Genomic DNA, 19,035 nt, shown 5'->3' on the forward strand with positions numbered 1-19,035 from the left:
ATCCACCACTACCACATCGAGCCCTTCGCCAAACACCCGGCGGCGAGGTTACGCCACCGTACAATCGCGCAACGCTATCGCAGGGTCGGTGAGGCGATCGACGTCGAGGCGCTGGCCGCCCTCGATGAGGCGGCGCCCCTGGACCAGATCGCGGGGGCGGTTGACCGAGAGCACCGCGGCGAGCCGGTCGTCCTCGGTCACCCAGCAGATCGCCCACCTGGGCTTTCCCTCGGCCGCAGGGTCGCCGCGCAGGACGAGCCGGGCACCGTCGTGGTGGCCGGCGTACTGGACCATGTGGCCGAACTGCTCGGACCAGAAATAGGGGACCGGGTCGTAGACCGCGGCGTCGCCGAGGAGTGTGGCCACCGCGACGTCCGGGGCGCCCAGGGCGGTGTCCCAGTGCTCGACGCGCAGGCGGATGCCGTAGCGGCGCGACCACCAGGCGGCGCAGTCACCCACCGCGACCACGTCGGGCAGCGAGGTGCGCAGGTGCTCGTCGGTGACCACGCCGTTGTCGAGCCTGATGCCGGATCCGGCCAGCCACTCGGTCGCGGGCCGCACGCCCACGCCGGTGACGACCACGTCGGCCTCCAGGGCGGAGCCGTCCGCCAGGGTGAGCCCCCCGTGGTCGACGGAGGCGACCATGGTGCCCAGGCGCAGGTCGACGCCCGCCTCGGCGTACCAGGGGGTGGTGTACGCGCCGACCTGGCCGAGCGCGGCGGCCAGCGGGGTGCGGGCGGCCTCGACGACGGTCACGGCACAGCCCGCCCTGCGGGCGGCGGTGGCCACCTCCGCGCCGATCCAGCCCGCGCCGATGACGGCGACCCTGACTCCCTCGCCGAGCAGGGAGCGCAGCCGGAGCGCGTCGTCGATGGTGCGCACCACGTGCTGGGGGCCGTCCCCGCGCAGCCTGATCGGGCGGGCACCGGTCGCGACGACCAGGCCGTCGTAGGCGATCTCGCCCTCGGTGGTCTCCACCACACCGGGATGGAGACCCTTGGCCGACACGCCCGCGCGAAAGTCGATCTCAAGCGCGTCGAGGTCGGAGTCGACGACCGTGGAATCGGTCTCGCCGAGCAGCACTCCCTTGGACAGGGGCGGGCGGTCGTAGGGCCGGTGCCGCTCCTCCCCGATCAGGGTGATCCTGCCGCCGAACCCACGGGCTCGTAACGCCTCCACGCTGCGCACACCGGCGAGGCCGGCTCCAACCACCACGACATGATTCACACTTCCCGACGATAAGCCGGAACCCCGTACTCCTACCAACGGTCGTTGATAACGAAAACGGGATTTACCTCACATCTAACGCGCTAAGCGTGTTGTCCCAGCCCTTAGGGTGAGAGGAGAAGACGCGCGGGAGCCCGGAACGCACCGGGCTGAGAGGAGGGCTGCGGACGAGGAAGGACCCCCTGCGAGCTGGTGATGTGCGAGGAGGAACGCCCCGCACGGCACGGCGAGCGAGGTCCGGAGACGACCGCGAGCGGGCCCTCGACCGCCACGAACCTGATCCGGGTCATGCCGGCGAAGGGAGCGGAGCACGTATGGCGGACCATCTCGACCTCCTCGTCGTGGGCGGCGGCGTGATCGGCCTGTCGGTGGCGTGGCGCGCCGCCGTCCGGGGCCACAGGGTGACGGTCGCCGACCCCGCGCCGGCCTCCGGCGCCTCGCACGCGGCGGCGGGCATGCTGGCCCCGGTGAGCGAGGTCACCTACACCGAGGAGCCGCTGCTGCGGCTGGGGCTCGCCTCCCTGAAGCGCTGGCCCGCCTTCGCCGCCGAGCTGGCGGACGCGAGCGGGCACGACCTCGACTACCGCACCGACGGCACGCTCGACGTCGCCTTCGGCTCCGACGACCTGGCGGCACTGGACGACCTCGCCGCCTTCGTCTCCAAGCTGGGGCTGCCCGCCGAGCGGCTCACCGGCCGCGAGTGCCGCCGCCTGGAGCCCATGCTCGCCCCCGCGGTCCGCGGTGGCCTGCTGGCCGGCGGCGACGCCTGGGTGGACCCCCGGCGGGTCACCGCGGCACTCCTCGCGGCCCTGGAGCGCGCGGGCGGCACCCTGGTACGCGCCCGCGCGGCCGAGCTGATCACCGCCTCGGGAAGGGCCACCGGGGTACGCCTCTCGACCGGCGAGAGTGTCGGGGCCGACCTGGTGGTCCTCGCCGCCGGAGCCTGGTCGGGCTCCCTGGAGGGGGTGCCCCCGGAGGCGCTGCCCCCGGTACGGCCGGTCAAGGGCCAGATCATGCGACTGCGCTCCCCCGCGCCGATCCTGCGGCGGTGCGTACGCGGGGTCGTTCACGGCTCGCACGTCTACCTGGTTCCGCGCGGCGACGGCGAGACGGTCCTCGGCGCCACCCAGGAGGAGATGGGCTTCGACACCCGCGTCACGGCCGGTGGGCTGTGGGAGCTGCTGCGCGACGCGCGGGAGCTCGTCCCCGGGGTGACCGAGCTGGAGGTGGCCGAGATGACCGCGGGCATGCGTCCGGGCACCCCGGACAACCTGCCGTTGATCGGCGCCACGATCGTGCCCGGTCTCCACCTGGCCACCGGGCATCACCGGGGCGGGGTCCTGCTCGCGCCGCTCACCGCCGACCTCTGCTCGCGGGAGGCGGGCGAGGCGGACGCCGGGCTCTCCGCGATCTGCTCGCCGCTCCGCTTCGGTGATCGCGGTGCTCAGGACCGCCACCGGGAACGCCGGGAACAGCGGGAACACAACCTCGGAGAGCACCACCGGAAGCACGACTCCCGGGAACTCGATTCCCCAGAACCTTCGCCACGGGAGCACCGCCTCCGCGACCACACACCGCAGGAGTACAGATGAACGTGACCATCAACGGCGCCGCGCACGAGTTGCCCTCGGGCGCGACCGTCGCGCAGGCCGTACGGCGGCTGACCGAGGTGCGGAACGGGGTGGCCGTCGCGGTGAACGACGAGGTCGTCTCGCGCGGCGCCTGGGATTCCACGGCGCTCGCGGAGGCCGACCGGGTCGAGGTGCTCACCGCGGTCCAGGGAGGCTGACCGATGACGACGGACGCGAGAGGGACCGGCCGGTCGATGACGGACGCCAGGGAGGCCGACCGGCCGACGACGAAGGCGAGAGGGGGCGACAGGGTGACGACGGACGTGAGGGAGGCCGACGGGGTGACGGCGGACCCGGTGGACGACCTGGTCATCGGCGGGGAGAAGTTCTCCTCCCGCCTCATCATGGGCACCGGGGGCGCCCCGTCCCTGGAGATCCTCGACCAGGCGCTCGCCGCCTCCGGGACCGAGCTGACCACCGTCGCGATGCGGCGGCTCGACCCGTCCGCGCGGGGTTCGGTGCTCGACGTGCTGCGACGGCGCGGCATCAAGGTGCTGCCGAACACCGCGGGTTGCTTCACCGCCGGTGAGGCCGTGCTGACCGCCAGGCTCGCCAGGGAGGCGCTGGAGACCGACTGGGTCAAGCTGGAGGTCATCGCCGACGAGCGCACCCTGCTGCCCGACCCCATCGAGACCTTCGACGCGGCGGAGCGGCTGGTCGCCGACGGGTTCACGGTGCTGCCCTACATCGGCGACGATCCCGTACTGGCACGCAGACTGGAGCAGGCGGGCTGCGCGGCGGTGATGCCGCTGGGCGCGCCGATCGGCTCGGGACTCGGCATCCGCAACCCGCACAACATCGAGCTGATCGTGGAGTTCGCGAGCGTGCCGGTGATCCTGGACGCCGGGATCGGCACGGCCAGCGACGCGGCACTCGCCATGGAGCTCGGCTGCGACGCGGTCCTGCTGGCCACGGCGGTCACCCGGGCACAGCGTCCCGACCTGATGGCCCAGGCGATGCGCTCGGCCGTCTGCGCAGGCCGGTTCGCGCGTATGGCCGGGCGGATACCCCGGCGTCGCTACGCGGAAGCCTCCTCTCCCTCGATCGACAGGCCGCCGGCGGTCCATCGATAGAAAACCACCACGTCTCGGCATCGGTTTGGGATTCGGGGATCCTGTCGGCGCCAAATCGCCCGTAAACTCGGCCACGTGGACACGACGCTTACGGACCCCCTGGTCGGGAAACTCCTCGACGGGCGTTACCGCGTCGAGTCCCGGATCGCCCGGGGCGGAATGGCGACCGTCTATCTGGCCCTGGACGTCCGGCTCGACCGCACGGTCGCCGTCAAGGTGATGCACCGCTCGCTCGCCGAGGACCCCGCCTTCGTGCGTCGCTTCATCGGCGAGGCCAAGTCGGTGGCCAGCCTGTCGCACCCCAACGTGGTGCACGTGTTCGACCAGGGCACCGACGGCGACAACGTCTACCTCTCGATGGAGTACGTGCCGGGCCGGACCCTGCGCGACGTGCTCCGTGCCCGGGGCAGGCTGCCCGCCCGCGAGGCACTGGAGGTCATGATCCCGGTCCTCGCCGCGCTGGGCGCCGCCCACCAGTCCGGCCTGATCCACCGGGACGTCAAGCCGGAGAACGTGCTGCTCGCCGACGACGGCCGGGTCAAGGTCGTCGACTTCGGCCTGGCCCGCGCGATCGAGGCGAGCAACCAGACGCGCACCGGTGTCATGATCGGCACCATCGGCTACATGTCGCCCGAGCAGGTGACCGCGGGAGGCGCCGACGCCCGCAGCGACGTCTACGCGGCCGGCATCATGCTGTTCGAGCTTCTGACCGGCCGCCAGCCCTACGAGGGCGAGACCCCGATGTCGGTCGCCTACCGGCACGTGCACGACACGGTTCCCGTGCCCTCGGCACTGCTGCCCGGCTCTCCCCCGCTGCTCGACACCCTGGTGGCGAAGGCGACGGCCCGCGATCCCGCGAACCGCCCCGTGGACGCCACCGCGCTGCTCGTCGCCGCCGTCGAGGCCCACCGGATGCTGCCCAGGGAGAGCGGCCCGGTGCCGTCCCTGCCCGCCGGCCCGCCGCACGGCCCCGAGACGGCGGCGCCCACGCCCCCCGCCCCGGCCAACCACACGCTGATCCAGCCCCGCGTGGAGTTGCCCACCGGCCCGGCCGACGGCCGCCACACGACCGCTCCCAAGGCAGGCGGGAGGTCCGGCGCCCGCTGGTTCCTGATCGGGCTCGCCGCGGTCATGGTGATCGCGGTGGGGGTGACCGGCTGGCTGTTCTCGCAGAACACCTCCATCGTGGTGCCCTCCACCCTGGTGGGCAAGAACATCACGGCCGCCACCGGCGAGGCCAAGCAGCGCGGCTTCACCGTCGAGACCGGCAAGGCCGAGCACGACGAGAAGGCCCCGAAGGGGACCGTGCTGCGCACCGAGCCCGTGGCCGGCACCGAGGCCGAGCCGGGGAGCAAGCTGATCCTCATCGCCTCCGCCGGCCCCAAGCGGGTCGCGGTGCCCAATGTGGTGGGAATGACCGAACCACAGGCCAGGAGCAGGCTGGCCGAATCCTCACTCCTCGTCGACGACGTCAAGAAGCAGCCCAGCGAGACCGTGCCGCGCGGCCAGGTGATGCGGACCGTCCCCGCCGTGGGAAACCCGGTCAAGGAGAACAGCAAAGTCGACCTGATCGTGAGTGCGGGCCTGCTCATGCCGGACGTGAGGGGCATGCCTCGCGACCAGGCCGACGGGGTGCTGCGCGGGGCGGGGTTCGCTCCCGAGTTCGTCGAGCAGACCGACTCGGCCCAGCCGTGCACCGTCATCGCCCAGGACCCGCAACCCAAGGCCGAGATCGACAAGGGCGCCGTGGTCCGGCTCACCCTGTCGCAGTGCAGCAGCGAGTGGCGCTGGCCCTGGGAGCGCGACGGTGAGGTTCCGCCCGGGGAGAACGGAGACAACGGCGGCAACGTCGTGGTGATCCCGAACATCGTCTTCAAGGACTACCGGGCTGCGAGAGACGAGCTGCGCGCCGCGGGGGTCACAGTGAAGATGAAGCGCACCCTGGGCAAGGGCAGGGTCCTGGCCCAGGTCCCGCCGGGCGGCCAGGCGGTCCCGCCCGGCACCCAGGTCACCATCTGGTACTGACCTCCCGTACGGCCCCTGTGAAGGAGGCCGTACGGGCGGGGTGTGGACCGCGGGTCACCATCCGTCGCCGGGACCGCGTCAGCTCTCGGTCTCGGTGAGGAAGCCGTGCAGGCGGACCCTGGCCAGGCCGCCGTCCGGATAGATGTCCACCCTGGCGTACGTGGCCGCGGGCGCGTCCCGGATGCGGAAGCGGTGCCGGGTGTCGGGCAGCAGACGGGTCCTGGGCAGCAGCGGGAACCAGGTGGTGCCGTCCGCGGTGCCCGTGACGGAGACCTCGGCGGGGGCGTTGAACACCAGGTTGGTGGTGTCGATCTCGGCGAGGCCGACGACACCGGAGCCCGCCAGGCGGATCACCAGCCAGTCGTTGCCGCCGTCGCGGCGGCGCGCGGTCTCCCAGCCCTCGGCCTGGTGACGGGCGAGACCCGGTGAGATGGCGTTGTTGGGCGAGGAGTAGAACTCGTTGGAGCATGCGGTGACGAGCGCGCCGTTCTCCAGGGCGGCCAGGTCCAGGCCGAGTCCTTCGTACAGGGACAGGTCGGGCCTGACCTCGCCGTGCACTCGCAGGCGGGCGATGCCCCCGTCGGGAAACATGTTCAGCCGCACGTGCGTGTAGCGGCGCTCGCCGGACACCGCGAAGAGGTGCTCGGCGTCCCCCTTGAGACCGCTTCTGGGAACGATCTCCACCCAGTCGGCCGCCTCCAGCTCGGCGACCGTCGGGTAGCCCTCGACCTCGACGGCCTCGACGGAGGCGTACGGCGGGTAGTTGCCCTTGAACCAGGCGGTGTCGATCACCACGCCCCTCACCACGCCGGGCATGCCGAGCCTGACCAGGGCCCAGTCGTGGCCGGGCTCGCGTCGCCTGCGGGTCTCCCAGCCGTCGTAGACCTGGCCCTTGGCTCCGAAGGTGTGCGGCATGAAGCCGGGACGGCCCGGCCTGATGAGGCTCTCCCTCTCGGCGAAGGACTCGTCGTTGGCCGCGACGACCGCGCCGCCGAGGGTGCGCAGGGCGAGGTCGGGCAGCGCGGTGAATCCGGTGGGGCCGGCCGCGTCGGTCGGCTCGGTCGCGTCAGTCGCGTCAGTCGCGTTGGCCGGTTCGGTCGCGTCGGTCGCGTCGGTCGGTTCGGTCAAGGAGAGGGCCTTTCTCACGGTGAACCGTCCGGGCCGCCGTGGCGGTCCCACCGCGGACCGGGATCGTCTTGGCGGCGTCGTCCTACAGGAGGGTGCCCTGGGGATCGTTCCCCACGACCCGGCCGCGCAGCCACGTCGTACGGACCTCGCCCATCAACGTCCTGCCGTGGTAGGGGGTGACCGGGTTTTTGTGGTGCAGGGTGGAGACGTCCACGGTGTGGACGGCGTCGGCGTCGAAGGCGACCAGGTCGGCGTCCGCGCCCACGGCGATGGCGCCCTTGCCGCGCAGCCCGGCCAGCGCGGCCGGGTGTTCCGCCATCCAGCGCACGACGTCACCCAGGCCGTGCCCGCGCCGGGCCGCCTCGGTCCAGACGGCGGTGAGGCCGAGCTGCAGGGAGGAGATCCCGCCCCAGGCGGCGGCGAAGTCGGGCACCTTCAGGTCGGGGGTGGACGGCGAGTGGTCGGAGACGACGCAGCCGAGCACCCCGTCGGCGAGGCCGCGCCAGAGTTCGTCACGGTTGGCCGAGGAGCGGATCGGCGGGCAGCACTTGAACTGAGTGGCGCCCTCGGGCACCTCCTCGGCCATCAGCGTGAGGTAGTGCGGGCAGGTCTCCGCGGTGATCCGCACCCCCTCCCGCCTCGCCTTCGCCAGCGGTTCCAGGCACAGCGCGGACGACACGTGCAGGATGTGCGCCCGTACCCCGGTCTCCCCCGCCAGCGCGGCGACCCGTTCGACGGCGCGGCACTCGGCCTCTCCTGGCCGGGAGCCGAGGAACTCCGGGTATCCCGGTCCTTCCGGGTCGGCGAGCAGCGCGGGGTCCTCGGCGTGGACGACCAGCAGCCCGTCGAAGGAGGCGATCTCCACCATGGCGGCCCGCAGCCCGTCCTCGTCGAGCGGCGGGAACTCGTCCACGCCGGACGGGGACAGGAAGCACTTGAACCCGCGCACGCCCGCCTCGTGCAGCGGCCGCAGGTCCCCGGCGTTTCCGGGGATCGCCCCGCCCCAGAAGGCGACGTCCACCGCGCACTGCCCGTCCGCCGCCTCGCGCTTCACGGCCAGGGCGTCCGCGTTCACGGTCGGTGGCAGCGAGTTGAGCGGCATGTCCACGATCGTGGTCACCCCGCCCGCGGCGGCCGCCCGGGTGGCGGAGGCGAACCCCTCCCAGTGGGTACGGCCCGGCTCGTTGACGTGTACGTGGGTGTCGACCAGGCCGGGCAGCAGCGCGACGTCGCCGAGGTCGACCTGCTCGACGGCGTCCGGCGCGGCGTCGTGCGAGTACACTCCGACGATCTTCCCGCCCCTCACGGCGACCGCCGCCGGGCCCTCTCCCTCGGGCAGTACGACCCTGCGGGACCTGATGACCAGATCCGCCACGTCCTCAACCTCCGCGCTCATCCACTCTCCGTTCCTCGCCGTCCATGAGCCGTCCATGAGCCGTCCATGAGCCGCCTGCCGGTCGGCCGCCTGTCAGAGGTGCCTTTCCGCGACCGTGCGCGCGAGCCGTTCCAGCAGCGGGCCCGCCTGGGACATGCACACGGCCGGGTCGGGCTCGATGTCGGTGAGCGCGTAGGCGGCGGTGATCCCCGCCGCGTTCAGCTCCTCGTCGCCCAGCGTGCGGCGCCCGCAGACCGCGACGACCGGGACGCCCGCCTTGGCGGCGGCGCTCGCGACCCCGGCGGGGGCCTTGCCGCGCAGTGTCTGCTCGTCGAGCGAGCCCTCACCGGTGATGACGAGGCGTGCGCCCTCAAGCCGGTCGCGGAAGCCGAGCAGCTCAAGGAGGTAGTCGATGCCGGGACGGAAGTCGGCCGCGAGGAAGGCGAGCGCGGCGAAGCCCACTCCCCCGGCGGCGCCCGCGCCCGGCCGCCCCGCCACCCCCATCGAACGGACGACACCGTCGTGCTCGATGGCGCCGACCAGTCCGTGGGTGTGCGCGGCGACGGCGGCGAGCCTGGCGAGTGCCCGGTCGAGCAGCTTCACGTCCTCAGGACTCGCGCCCTTCTGCGGTCCGTACACGGCGGCGGCGCCGTGTGGGCCGAGTAGCGGGTTGTCCACGTCACCGGCGACGACGAACTCGACATCATCAATCGCGATAAGTCCAGAAATATCGATTTTTTCCAGGTCGCGGAGGGCCGCTCCCCCGAAGGGAAGTTCCCGCCCCCCGGAATCCAGGAAGCGGACGCCGAGCGCCCGCATCATGCCCGCGCCACCGTCGGTGCAGGCGCTGCCGCCGAGGCCGAGCACGACCCGCCTCGCCCCGCGCCGTACCGCGTGGGCGATCAGCTCGCCGGTGCCGTGACTGGTCGCGGTGAGCGGGGCGAGCTCCACCCCCTCGTGCGCGGGAGATCCCTCGGTGGCCGCGCGCCCCGAGGCGACCGGCAGCCGCCGCAGCCCTGACGCCTCGGCCAGCTCGACGACCGCCGTCGGCACGTCCACTCCCGCGAGGGCACCCTCCCCCGAGGAGGCGTCGCGCCAGGCGTAGGAGGCGAGGACCGATTCGCCGACGGGACCGGTGACCTCGACCTCGACGCGGGTGAACCCGCAGGCCACGACCGCGTCCACGGTGCCGTCACCACCGTCGGCCACCGGTAACGCGACCGTGGCGACGCCCGGCCCGAGGCCCGCCGCGACCCGCGCGGCGACCTCGGCGCCGGTGAGCGAGCCCTTGAACTTGTCCGGGGCGATCACGACGTGTCCCGAAGACTCAGACAACCCTGCTCCTTGCTGACGGACGGGGGGCACGCGCCCCCGGCCGGCGTGAACGGCCGGGAGGCGGACGCCGGACCCCGATGAGACGGAGCACCATCATCACATTCGTCCCCGCGCGTCCTCGACGCCCGGCCCCGCGACCCGTCTCATCCGCCGACCTCCTTCGCCGCCGTGAAGCCCTGCTCCTCGGCCAGGCGCATGAGACGGCGGTGCGCCTCGCCTCCCGCGCGGCCGAGCTCGTCCTGGGCGACGGTACGCAGCTCGTCGTCCTCGACGACGGTCTCGCCGCCGACCAGCAGACGGGCCAGCGGAGGCTGCCGGGTGCCGAACACCAGGGCGCAGACCGGGTCGGCGACCGCGGAGGCGAAGGCGTCGGTGCGCCAGAGGGCGATGTCGGCGAGCTTGCCCGCCTCCAGGGAGCCGAGCTCCTCCTGACGGCCCAGGTTCCTCGCCCCGCCGAGGGTCGCGATCTCCAGGGCCTGGCGCGCGGTGAGCGCGGTGGGCCCGTACCTGGCCCGCTGGAACAGCAGGGCCTGGCGCATCTCGCCGGAGAGGGAGGTGAGCTCGGCGGAGGCGCTGCCGTCCACGCCCAGGCCGACGTTCGCCCCCCGGTGGAGCATCTCGGAGACGCGGGCGATCCCGGCGCCGAGGCGGCCGTTGGAGCTGGGGCAGTGCGCCGAACCCGTACCGGTCTGGGCGAAGACGTCGATGTCGCCGTCGCTCAGGTGGACGGCGTGGGCGAACCACACGTCCGGGCCGAGCCAGCCGAGCTTCTCCATGTAGTCGACCGGGCGCTGCCCGACCTGCCGCAGGCAGTGCTCCTCCTCGTCGAGGGTCTCGGCGAGGTGGGTGTGCAGGCGCACGCCCTTGGACCTGGCCAGCGCGGCGGCCTCGGTCATCAGGTCGGCGCTGACGGAGAACGGCGAGCAGGGGGCGACCGCGACGCGCAGCATGGAGGAGAAGGACGGGTCGTGGTAGGTGTCGACGGCCTCGGCCGTCGCCTCAAGGATCTCGTCCAGCCGCTCGACCACGACGTCCGGTGGCAGGCCGCCCTGCGACCTGCCCCGGTCCATCGAGCCCCGCGCGGGGTGGAAGCGGAGGCCGACCTGCCTCGCCGCCTCGATCTCCGCGGCGAACAGGTCCCCGCGCCCGGAGGGGAAGATGTAGTGGTGGTCGCTGGAGGTGGTGCAGCCCGACAGGGCCAGATAGCCCAGCCCCGCGCCCGCCGCGCCCCTGACGACCTCGGCGTCCATCGCGGCCCACACCTGGTAGAGCGCCGTCAGCCACTCGAACAGGGTGGCGTCCTGGGCGAGCCCCTGGGAGGCCCACTGGTAGAGGTGGTGGTGGGTGTTGACCAGGCCGGGGGTGGCGAGACAGCCGGTGCCGTCGATCCTTGCCGCCCCGGGGACGTCCGGCGCGGGGCCGGCGCCGAGGGCCACGATCCTGTCACCCTCGACGTGGATGTGCCCCGAGGGGATCTCCTCGCCCACCACCGGGGCGATGTGGACGTTCTCGATCAGGGTCGCGCTCACGAGGCCTCCGCCTTCCGCGCCGCGGCCAGACGAACGGCGTCGAGGATCTTCTCGTAGCCGGTGCACCGGCACAGGTTGCCCGCCAGGGCCTCGCGGATCTCCGCGTCGGACGGCCGCGCGACCCGTTCGATCAGGTCGTGGGCCTGTACGAGGAGGCCGGGGGTGCAGAAGCCGCACTGGACGGCGCCGCACTCGACGAAGGCCTCCTGGATCGGGGCGAGCCGGTCACCGTCGGCGAGCCCCTCGACGGTGCGGACCTCACGCCCCTCGGCCTGCCCGGCCGCGACCAGGCACGCGCAGACGGGGATCCCGTCGAGGTAGACCGTGCAGGAGCCGCACTCGCCCTGCTCGCACGCGTTCTTGGAACCGGGCAGGCCGACGCGCTCACGCAGGACGTACAGGAGGCTCTCGCCCTCCCAGACGTCGTCGGCGACCTCTGTGCGACCGTTGACGGTGAAGGTGACGCGCATCATCCGGCCCTCCTCTCGAAGTGTCCCGAGCGGAACTCGTTCCACGCCCAGGTGAGGGTGCGCCGCGCCATCACCGCGATGGCGTGGCGCCGGTAGTCGGCGGTGCCGCGCACGTCGTCGATCGGGGAGACGGACCCGGCCGCCAGTTCCCCGAAGCGTTCCAGCACCCCGGGGTCGAGCCGGGCCTCCCAGTCGAGCTCGGTGGCGAGGAACTCCTCGGCGGCGACGGCGCGGCGGGGGGTCGGGGCGGCCGAGCCGATGCCGGTGCCGACCCGGCGCTCGCCGGGGTGCAGCGCGATCGCGAACGAGCAGACCGCGATCACCATGGCGTTGCGGGTGCCGACCTTGGAGAAGTACTGGGGGCCGCTCGCGGGGCTCATCCAGAACGCCCGGATCAGCTCGTCGGCCTCCAGCGCGCTGCGCTTGACCCCGAGGTAGAACTCGTCGGCCGGAATCATCCGCGTCCCCCTGGCCGCGGACTCGACCTCCACGACCGCGCCGCCGGCCAGGAGCGGCGGGTGGCTGTCCCCCGCGGGCGAGGCGGCGCCGAGGTTGCCCCCCACGGTGCCGCGGTTGCGGATCTGCGGCGAGCCGACCGTGCGGGAGGCCTGCGCCAGGCCGGGGAGCCGGTCGCCCAGCTCGCCGATCAGGCGGGCGTACGTCACGCCCGCGCCGATCCTGAGCCTGCCGTCCGCCTCCTCGCTCCACGCCGTGAGCTCGGCGACGCGGTTCAGGTCGAGCAGCGCGGCGGGCCGCCGCACGTCGAAGTTGAGCTCGACCATCATGTCGGTGCCGCCCTGGATGGGCACGGCCTCCGGCAGGCCGGCCTTGGCGGCGAGTGCCTCCGCCCAGGTGGCGGGTCGCAGGAAGTCCATGGTCGTCACTCCCAGGCGAAGCGGGCGTCGGGGGCGTCGTCGCGGAGCACGTCGCCCTCGATCAGCCCGTAGGGACGGTCGGCCGCGTAGAACACCTCGTTGGGGTTGTCCAGCCCGAACGGGGTGAGGTCGACCAGGAAGTGATGTTTGTTGGGCATCGCCAGACGCACCTCGCAGACCTCCTCTCTGGCGTTCAGTACCCGCTCGCCCATCGCGTAAAGGGTCTGCTGCAGCGACAGGCTGTAGGTCTCGGCGAACGCCCCGAGCAGGTGGCGGCGCACCTCGTCGTACGACTCCCGGTACGCCGTCCGCTGCCCGGCCACCCCCGGCAGGTGCCGCCAGCGGGCCGAGACGGCGGTGGCGAGGACCCGGTCCTTGGTGGGGGCGAGGGTGGTGTACTCGTCCTGGACGAAGCCGGAGAACTCCGAGTCGGTCGAGTTGAGCACCGTCAGGTCCTTCAGCCCGGAGACCACGGTGGTGGTGCCGTCGCGGTCGTGGTGGACGACGCAGGTGCGCGTCTCCCTTCCCGAGCGGACGAAGGAGTGCCGCCCGCCCTTCTTCTCGGCCTCCTCCGACACCGGGATGCGGTCCCAGAAGTGCTCCTCGATCTCCACGCGGGCGTGGTGGACGGTGGGCTGCGCCTCCACGTAGTGACGGGCCAGCAGGATCGCGAAGTCCTCGATCTCCGCCACGCCGTACTTCCTGGCGAAGGCGTACACGGTGTTCTTCTGCGTGTCGGTCGGCAGGACCGCGGCGTTGTCGCCGGTGAGGTGGACCTCCTCCATCGTGCCCGACAGCGCCGAGCCGACGGTGACGTCCTTGATGTGGTGGACGCCGCCGTCCCTGACGACGCGGACCAGGCGGGTCTCCGCCTTGCCGTAGCGGTTGGGACCGAGAACGACGGCCATCTAGCTCCCTCGATACGTCGAGTAGGCGAACGGGCTGAGCAGCAGGGGAACGTGGTGGTGCTCACCGGGGTCCGCCACCGTGAAGTCGATCGAGACCCGGGGGTAGAAGGCGTCCACCGCGCGGGCGGCGAAGTAGCCGCCGGTGTCGAAGACCAGGCGGTGCTCTCCCACCCCGCAGGTCCACCCCGCGATCCGCCCGTCGGCGTCGGTGACCCCCTCGGCGAGCACCTCGCCGTCCCTTTCCAGGCGTACGGCGACCCCCGCCGCGGGCCTGCCCAGGGCGGCGTCCAGCACGTGGGTGGACAGGCTCATGCGGCGGCTCCCAGAAGTTTCGCCAGCCGCAGACGGGTGATCTTCGCGAGTTCGGTCCTGACGACGTCCCGCTCGGTGTCCTCGTCGTTGCCGAGCCGCTCGGTGAGACGGGCCAGCATCTCCTCCGCCGACAGACCGGTGGCGCAGATCAGGTAGACGTGACCGAACCGCCGCTCGTAGGCGCGGTTGCCCTCCGCCAACCTGTCGAGGATGTCCTTCCCCGCCGTGTCCACCCCCGCCTGCTCCCCGCGCGACCAGGCCGCCTCCCTTTCCGAGCGTTCCGGACGTTCCTGGTGTTCCGGGCGTTCCGGGTGTCCTTCCGGGCGATCGGCCGACCCGGAACCCGGCACCGGTCCTCCCTCGAGGGACGGCTCCTCGGCGGGGGGCCGCTCCGCCGCGCGAGGCGGCTCGCCGATCCGGGGGTGGGCGGCCAGCGCCTCGCGGACACCGGACCAGTCCAGCCCTCGTACGACGGCCTCCGCCGTCTCGGCCAGCCGGTCGAGATCGCGATAGGGGCGCGACGCGGCCACCTCCCGGGCGAAGGCCCGGCAGGCGCAGCAGGCGAGCAGACCGGCCTCGGCCTCCTCGGCGCCCAGCGCGTTGAACGCGGCCAGCCCCGAAACCGGCGGCGCGGAGTTCACGTTAGGCATGGCAGCAGTACACACACCACCGGTGTGTGCGGTCCAGCGCCACGAAGCGCAAACTGAGCCATGATTTGCCCCGGATTTTCGTAACATGCTCCAAACTCGTTGATCTTCACCCTCCGCCCGCCTCCGTGATGTGCGCCGGAAAGCCCTGCGGGAGTGCCGAACCGGCCCCTGTCAAGGGGTCCCACGAAACGGGCCGGGCGGCCCGCCGGATCACCGCCGGACCGTCGCGGGCCGCCCGCCCGATCCCGTACATCACCCGCTCCCGCCCCGCCCTCGCGCACCACCGTCCCATCCATGAGCACCGAAAGGTACAAAGCGTCGGCGGCCGAGGTCACGCGATAAGAAACGCCGATCGCCGGAAGCGGGCCTGCCCCCTGGACGACGCCTAAAATGGTGGCACTATGACTTCACTCTCCCCCATCGGCGGGCACGTCTCCGTCACCGGCGGCCTCGCCAAGGGCGGGCTGCGCTACGCCGCGGACATCGGCGCCGAGATGATCCAGGTGTTCGTCAGCAACCCCCGCGGCTGGGCGCTCGCCGCAGGCGACCCCGTCCAGGACGCCAAGCTGCGCGAATCGGGCGTGCTCTCCTTCGTGCACGCCTCCTACCTGGTCAACATGGGGTCTCCCAGTCCCGAGACGCTGGAGAAGTCGGTGGCCGCCGTGCGGCACAACCTGCTGCGTGCCCACGCGATCGGCGCGAAGGGAGTGGTGATCCACACGGGGTCGGCGGTGAGCCAGTCCCGTGAGGACGCCCTGCGGCAGTTGCACGAGCATCTCCTGCCGCTCCTGGAGGAGATCCCCGAGGACGGCCCCGATCTGCTGCTGGAGTCGATGGCCGGGCAGGGCGGGGTCCTCTGCGCGACCGTCCAGGACCTGGAGCCCTACCTGGAGGCCCTCGGCTGGCATCCGAAGGCGGGGATCTGTTTCGACACCTGCCACGTCTTCTCCGCCGGGCACGACCTGTCGACCTCCGAGGGCCTCAACGAGACCCTGGACGCCCTGCACGCGATCGCCCCCGGGCGGCTCAAACTGGTCCACGCCAACGACTCCAAGGACCCGTGCGCCTCCCGGAGGGACCGGCACGAGAACATCGGCGCGGGCCACATCGGCGCCGCGTCCTTCGCCGAGATGATGCGCCACCCCGTGGTGGCGGGCGTCCCGTTCTGCATCGAGACGCCGGGCGGCGCGGAGAAGCACCGCGAGGACATCGACCTGCTCAAGAAGCTCCGCGACGCCTGACGCGACGACCGGCCGCCTTCCGGTGTTCGCCGGGTCGTTCACCTCGGCGTTCGCCGTCCGGCAGAGCCCGCGTCATCGGGCTCGTGGGGCCGGACGGGACGCCCGTCCTCGTGATCCGACCGCCCCCGTGTGGCCGGATCACGGTCCGGCCCGTCGGCTGGCGCGGGCGTCCCGTCATATCGGAGATCGGCGGCCCCTCCCCGTTCTGGCCGAGGACCCGGCGGCCGAGTGACCGGATGTCGCCGGCTCTCGACGGTCACCCGATGTCCGCACGTCAGGTCTTACCCGAGCCTCGCGGCTCTCTGTCCCCCCCTGACGCGGCGGGTCCCGTTCTCCGATGAGGGAACACTAGAGGCGCGTCCAGACGAGCGAGCGGCGCTTTCCCTCCAGCGCGATTAACGGTTCGTAGTTGTCGATGTGCGGAGAGTGCCGACGCGACGAGCGGCCGCCGACGGGCGACGAACGGTCGATCGGGGGCTCGTGGGGCCTGCGTGAACACCGGTCGGCAGGGTGCGCGAAACGCCCGCCGGTGAGCGGAGTCCGCGACCGGGAGTCCGGCGACGACAGGTGGGCGTCCCAGGCGGGGGTGCTTACGCCAGGCGCGGGCCTCCCGGCCCACTGTCGAGTCGGGTGCGGGCCTCCCCGACTCACCGCCGGGGCGGGTGCGGATTACTCCCGGACCGATCGCCTGGACGGGCACGCGTCGCCCAGGACCAACCGCCGGGACGGACGCGGGTCACCAGGAGCCGGCCGTCGGGGGCCGCGATCGGGGACACGGACGAAGGTCCACCGGTCGAAGGGGGCGCACCCGGGTCCACGCGGGCGTGAATCGCCACAGGAGGCCGCGACGACCCGGTCCTCGGGAAGAAAACTCCCACAGCGGTCTACGGCCGCGAGAGAGGCAAGGAGCCGCCGGGGAAACCCCGCACGGCGTCCGGTAGAGCGCCCGCGAAAGCCACGAAAGGCAGAGAACGGGCGGGACCCGCCCCGACCCCGTGTCTTCGAGAGGTGAGCCCTGACCGTCAGCGCCGGGTTCGCGCCGACGAAGCCGACGAAGCGGGTGCGACGGAACTCCCATCGGAGCCGGGCCGATGCGACGGAATTCCCGCGAGGAGGAAGCGACCGGACCCGTTGGACGGGGCTCCTCGATCCGCGAGGGAGATGCGGGTGGCTACCGCAGGGCGGCGGAGGGCAGGGGCCTGGTCCGGGTCACGCCGGGGACGGCCGGGCGGTCGCGGAACTGGCGGACGAGCCGCTCGCGGACCTGGCGGGTGTGGCGGCGGCTGACCGGGAGCGTCTCGGTGCCGACCCTGAGCATCACCCGGCCGCCGTCGAAGCGCAGCTCGCTCACGTGCCGCACCGAGACGAGCGTGCTGCGGTGCACCCTGATGAACCCCGATCCCGCCCACCGCCGCTCCAGCGCGGCGAGCGGCATGCGGACCAGGTAGCTGCCCTCGTCGGTGTGCAGCCGGACGTAGTCCCCCTGCGCCTCGGCGAACCAGACCGCCTGCTGGGGCACGAACCTCGTCCGTCCGGCGAGCTCGACCGGGATGACGTCCTCGGGCACGAGGGCGGGCGCCGCGGGAACCATGGACTCCAGGCGCCGCACCGCCTCGGCCAGCCGGTCGGCCCTGACCGGTTTGAGCAGGTAATCCACCGCCTCCAGCTCGAAGGCCTGCACCGCGCAATCCTCGTGGGCGGTGACGAAGACCAGCCGGGGCGGGTTGGGGAAGCCCGCGATGAGCCTGCCCAGGTCGAGGCCGTCGAGGCCGGGCATCCGGATGTCGAGGAAGACCCCGTCCAGCCGCTCGCCCGTACCGATCATCTGGACCATGTCCTGGAGCGCGGTGACGCCGCCCAGTGCTGTGGAGACGTGCTCGATCCGGGGGTCCTGGCGGAGGAGATGGGCGATCTCCTCAAGAGCGGGGACCTCGTCGTCAACGGCCAGGACTCGCAACATGGCCCTACGCTGCCCTTCCAATCGCATCCGCCGCAAGCCTCACGGCGACTTCAGGTAATAGTTTGACTACAAATAGCTATCGGCGGTGGGAGCTTGGGAACGCGGAGCCTCACCGTGGTGCCCGCGTTCGGGGCACTCTCCACGACCAGGCCGTAGTCCTCTCCGTACATCTGACGGAACCGCACGTCGACTCCGGCCAGCCCGATCCCACCCTCCCCGTCCTCGGGCGGGCCTCCCGGTGAGCCCTCATGTGAGCCTTCGCGCGGGAAGCCGCCGTCGAGGAGCAGCCGGGTCCGCTCGGGTGGCATGCCCAGGCCGTCGTCCTGCACGCTGATGTGGGCCTCGGGTCCGGCGTCGCTGACGACCACCCGGACCTCGCCGCGCTGTCCCGCGGCGGCCACCCCGTGCTTGACGGCGTTCTCCACCAGGGGTTGCAGGCAGAGGAACGGGACGGAGAGCGACAGCACCTCCGGCGCGACCGTGAGGGTGACGTGCAGCCGGTCGCCGAACCTGGCACGTTCCAGCAGCAGGTAGCGATCCACGCAGTGCAGTTCCTCGGCGAGGGTGGCGAAGTCACGGGCCCGGCGCAGCGCGTACCGGTTGAAGTCGGCGAACTCCACCAGCAGTTCCCGCGCCCGGTCGGGGTCGGTACGGACGAACGAGGCGATGGTGGTCAGCGCGTTGTAGACGAAGTGCGGGGACATCTGGGCGCGCAGCACCCGCATCTCGGCCTCCATCGTCCGCCGCCGCGAGGAGGCGACCTCGGCCAGCTCCAGTTGCCCGGAGACCCAGCGGGCGACCTCGGTGACGGTACGCGCCAGTGCCGCGCCCATCACGGTGTCGTACGCGGCGAGTGCGCCGACCACCCGCCCGTCGACGGTGAGCGGTACGACGACGCCGCTCCGGATGACGCAGCCTGGCGTGCCACAGCTCAGATCCTGTCCTGCCACCGCCCGAGGGCCGGCCGGGGCCAGGACGCCGCGGGCGTGCTCGGGCAGGTGGTCGCGATGGCAGCCCGCCGCGCCGTCCCAGGCGAGCAGGCCGCCGGTGTCGGCGACCGCGACGGCGCCGGTGCCCAGCAGGGCGCGCAGGTGGCGGGCCGCCTTGCCGGCGGACTCGCGGGTGAGCCCGGCCCGCAGCGAGGGTGCCGCCATCGCCGCGATGTGCAGTGCGAGGAAGGTGGCCTCGTCCATCGGGGTGCCCGAACGGTCCGGATGCTCCCGGCGCGGGCGGGGGAGGAGGAATCCGAGGATGGCGCTGAAGGCGCAGAGCAGCGTCCAGCCGGTGGTCGACATG

General features: G+C 72.5%; 17 protein-coding genes. 5 read left to right on the forward strand and 12 right to left on the reverse strand.

Annotation, left to right across the window (positions count from 1 at the left end; all coding sequences use genetic code 11):
- Window positions 1-48 precede the first annotated feature (48 nt).
- Window positions 49-1,227, reverse strand: coding sequence for an NAD(P)/FAD-dependent oxidoreductase (locus tag ACFY3D_RS01795; RefSeq protein ID WP_389973571.1), 1,179 nt, complete (start codon window positions 1,225-1,227; stop codon window positions 49-51).
- 314 nt (window positions 1,228-1,541) lie between these two features.
- Between ACFY3D_RS01795 and thiO the strand changes: the two genes are divergently transcribed.
- The 4 genes from thiO (at window position 1,542) to pknB (ending at window position 5,956) form a co-directional block, all read left to right on the forward strand.
- Window positions 1,542-2,819, forward strand: coding sequence for a glycine oxidase ThiO (gene thiO / locus ACFY3D_RS01800; protein WP_389973574.1), 1,278 nt, complete (start codon window positions 1,542-1,544; stop codon window positions 2,817-2,819).
- Window positions 2,816-3,016: a sulfur carrier protein ThiS gene (thiS, locus tag ACFY3D_RS01805; RefSeq protein WP_350948022.1), complete on the forward strand. Its 201-nt coding sequence runs from the start codon at window positions 2,816-2,818 to the stop codon at window positions 3,014-3,016. The genes thiO and thiS overlap by 4 nt, the downstream gene beginning before the upstream one ends.
- A gap of 138 nt (window positions 3,017-3,154) precedes the next feature.
- Entirely contained in the window at window positions 3,155-3,931 is a 777-nt protein-coding gene (locus ACFY3D_RS01810; protein ID WP_362895837.1) for a thiazole synthase, read from the forward strand.
- Between the two features lie 75 nt (window positions 3,932-4,006).
- On the forward strand, window positions 4,007-5,956 hold the full coding sequence (gene pknB / locus ACFY3D_RS01815) for a Stk1 family PASTA domain-containing Ser/Thr kinase (RefSeq protein WP_389973577.1): 1,950 nt from the start codon (window positions 4,007-4,009) through the stop codon (window positions 5,954-5,956).
- Window positions 5,957-6,034: 78 nt separating this feature from the next.
- Here the strand turns inward: pknB and alc are convergent, their stop codons facing one another.
- The 9 genes from alc to uraD form a co-directional block, all read right to left on the reverse strand.
- Entirely contained in the window at window positions 6,035-7,084 is a 1,050-nt protein-coding gene (gene alc, locus ACFY3D_RS01820) for an allantoicase (protein ID WP_389973580.1), read from the reverse strand.
- An 82-nt stretch (window positions 7,085-7,166) separates the two neighbouring features.
- Entirely contained in the window at window positions 7,167-8,480 is a 1,314-nt protein-coding gene (gene allB, locus ACFY3D_RS01825; RefSeq protein ID WP_389973583.1) for an allantoinase AllB, read from the reverse strand.
- Window positions 8,481-8,552: 72 nt separating this feature from the next.
- Window positions 8,553-9,794 carry a glycerate kinase gene (locus ACFY3D_RS01830; protein ID WP_389973586.1) on the reverse strand — a complete coding sequence of 414 codons (1,242 nt, stop codon included), beginning with the start codon at window positions 9,792-9,794 and terminating at the stop codon, window positions 8,553-8,555.
- A 143-nt stretch (window positions 9,795-9,937) separates the two neighbouring features.
- Entirely contained in the window at window positions 9,938-11,323 is a 1,386-nt protein-coding gene (locus tag ACFY3D_RS01835) for an 8-oxoguanine deaminase (RefSeq protein WP_389973589.1), read from the reverse strand.
- A complete protein-coding gene (locus ACFY3D_RS01840; protein ID WP_389974350.1) occupies window positions 11,320-11,793 on the reverse strand; it encodes a (2Fe-2S)-binding protein in 474 nt (157 codons plus the stop codon). Before ACFY3D_RS01840 ends, ACFY3D_RS01835 begins: the two co-directional genes overlap by 4 nt.
- A complete protein-coding gene (locus ACFY3D_RS01845; protein WP_389973592.1) occupies window positions 11,793-12,668 on the reverse strand; it encodes an FAD binding domain-containing protein in 876 nt (291 codons plus the stop codon). The genes ACFY3D_RS01840 and ACFY3D_RS01845 overlap by 1 nt, the downstream gene beginning before the upstream one ends.
- Before the next feature lie 5 nt (window positions 12,669-12,673).
- The gene (gene pucL / locus ACFY3D_RS01850; protein WP_389973595.1) at window positions 12,674-13,576 is read right to left on the reverse strand and encodes a factor-independent urate hydroxylase; all 903 of its coding nucleotides are present in this window, start codon (window positions 13,574-13,576) and stop codon (window positions 12,674-12,676) included.
- Window positions 13,577-13,888 carry a hydroxyisourate hydrolase gene (gene uraH / locus ACFY3D_RS01855; RefSeq protein WP_389973598.1) on the reverse strand — a complete coding sequence of 104 codons (312 nt, stop codon included), beginning with the start codon at window positions 13,886-13,888 and terminating at the stop codon, window positions 13,577-13,579.
- Complete coding sequence (uraD, locus tag ACFY3D_RS01860; protein ID WP_389973601.1) at window positions 13,885-14,538, reverse strand: 2-oxo-4-hydroxy-4-carboxy-5-ureidoimidazoline decarboxylase; 654 nt, start codon at window positions 14,536-14,538, stop codon at window positions 13,885-13,887. The genes uraH and uraD overlap by 4 nt, the downstream gene beginning before the upstream one ends.
- Window positions 14,539-14,939: 401 nt before the next feature.
- Here uraD and ACFY3D_RS01865 point away from each other — a divergent pair, with 401 nt between their 5' ends.
- Entirely contained in the window at window positions 14,940-15,779 is an 840-nt protein-coding gene (locus ACFY3D_RS01865; protein ID WP_389973604.1) for a deoxyribonuclease IV, read from the forward strand.
- A 1,171-nt stretch (window positions 15,780-16,950) separates the two neighbouring features.
- Here ACFY3D_RS01865 and ACFY3D_RS01870 read toward each other — a convergent pair.
- Together ACFY3D_RS01870 and ACFY3D_RS01875 are read right to left on the reverse strand one after the other, a co-directional pair.
- Window positions 16,951-17,739: a LytTR family DNA-binding domain-containing protein gene (locus ACFY3D_RS01870; protein WP_350948010.1), complete on the reverse strand. Its 789-nt coding sequence runs from the start codon at window positions 17,737-17,739 to the stop codon at window positions 16,951-16,953.
- 50 nt (window positions 17,740-17,789) lie between these two features.
- Window positions 17,790-19,034: a sensor histidine kinase gene (locus ACFY3D_RS01875; RefSeq protein ID WP_389973608.1), complete on the reverse strand. Its 1,245-nt coding sequence runs from the start codon at window positions 19,032-19,034 to the stop codon at window positions 17,790-17,792.
- Between the last annotated feature and the right edge of the window lies 1 nt (window position 19,035).

Source organism: Streptosporangium sp. NPDC000509 (assembly GCF_042898365.1).
Classification (GTDB): domain Bacteria; phylum Actinomycetota; class Actinomycetes; order Streptosporangiales; family Streptosporangiaceae; genus Streptosporangium.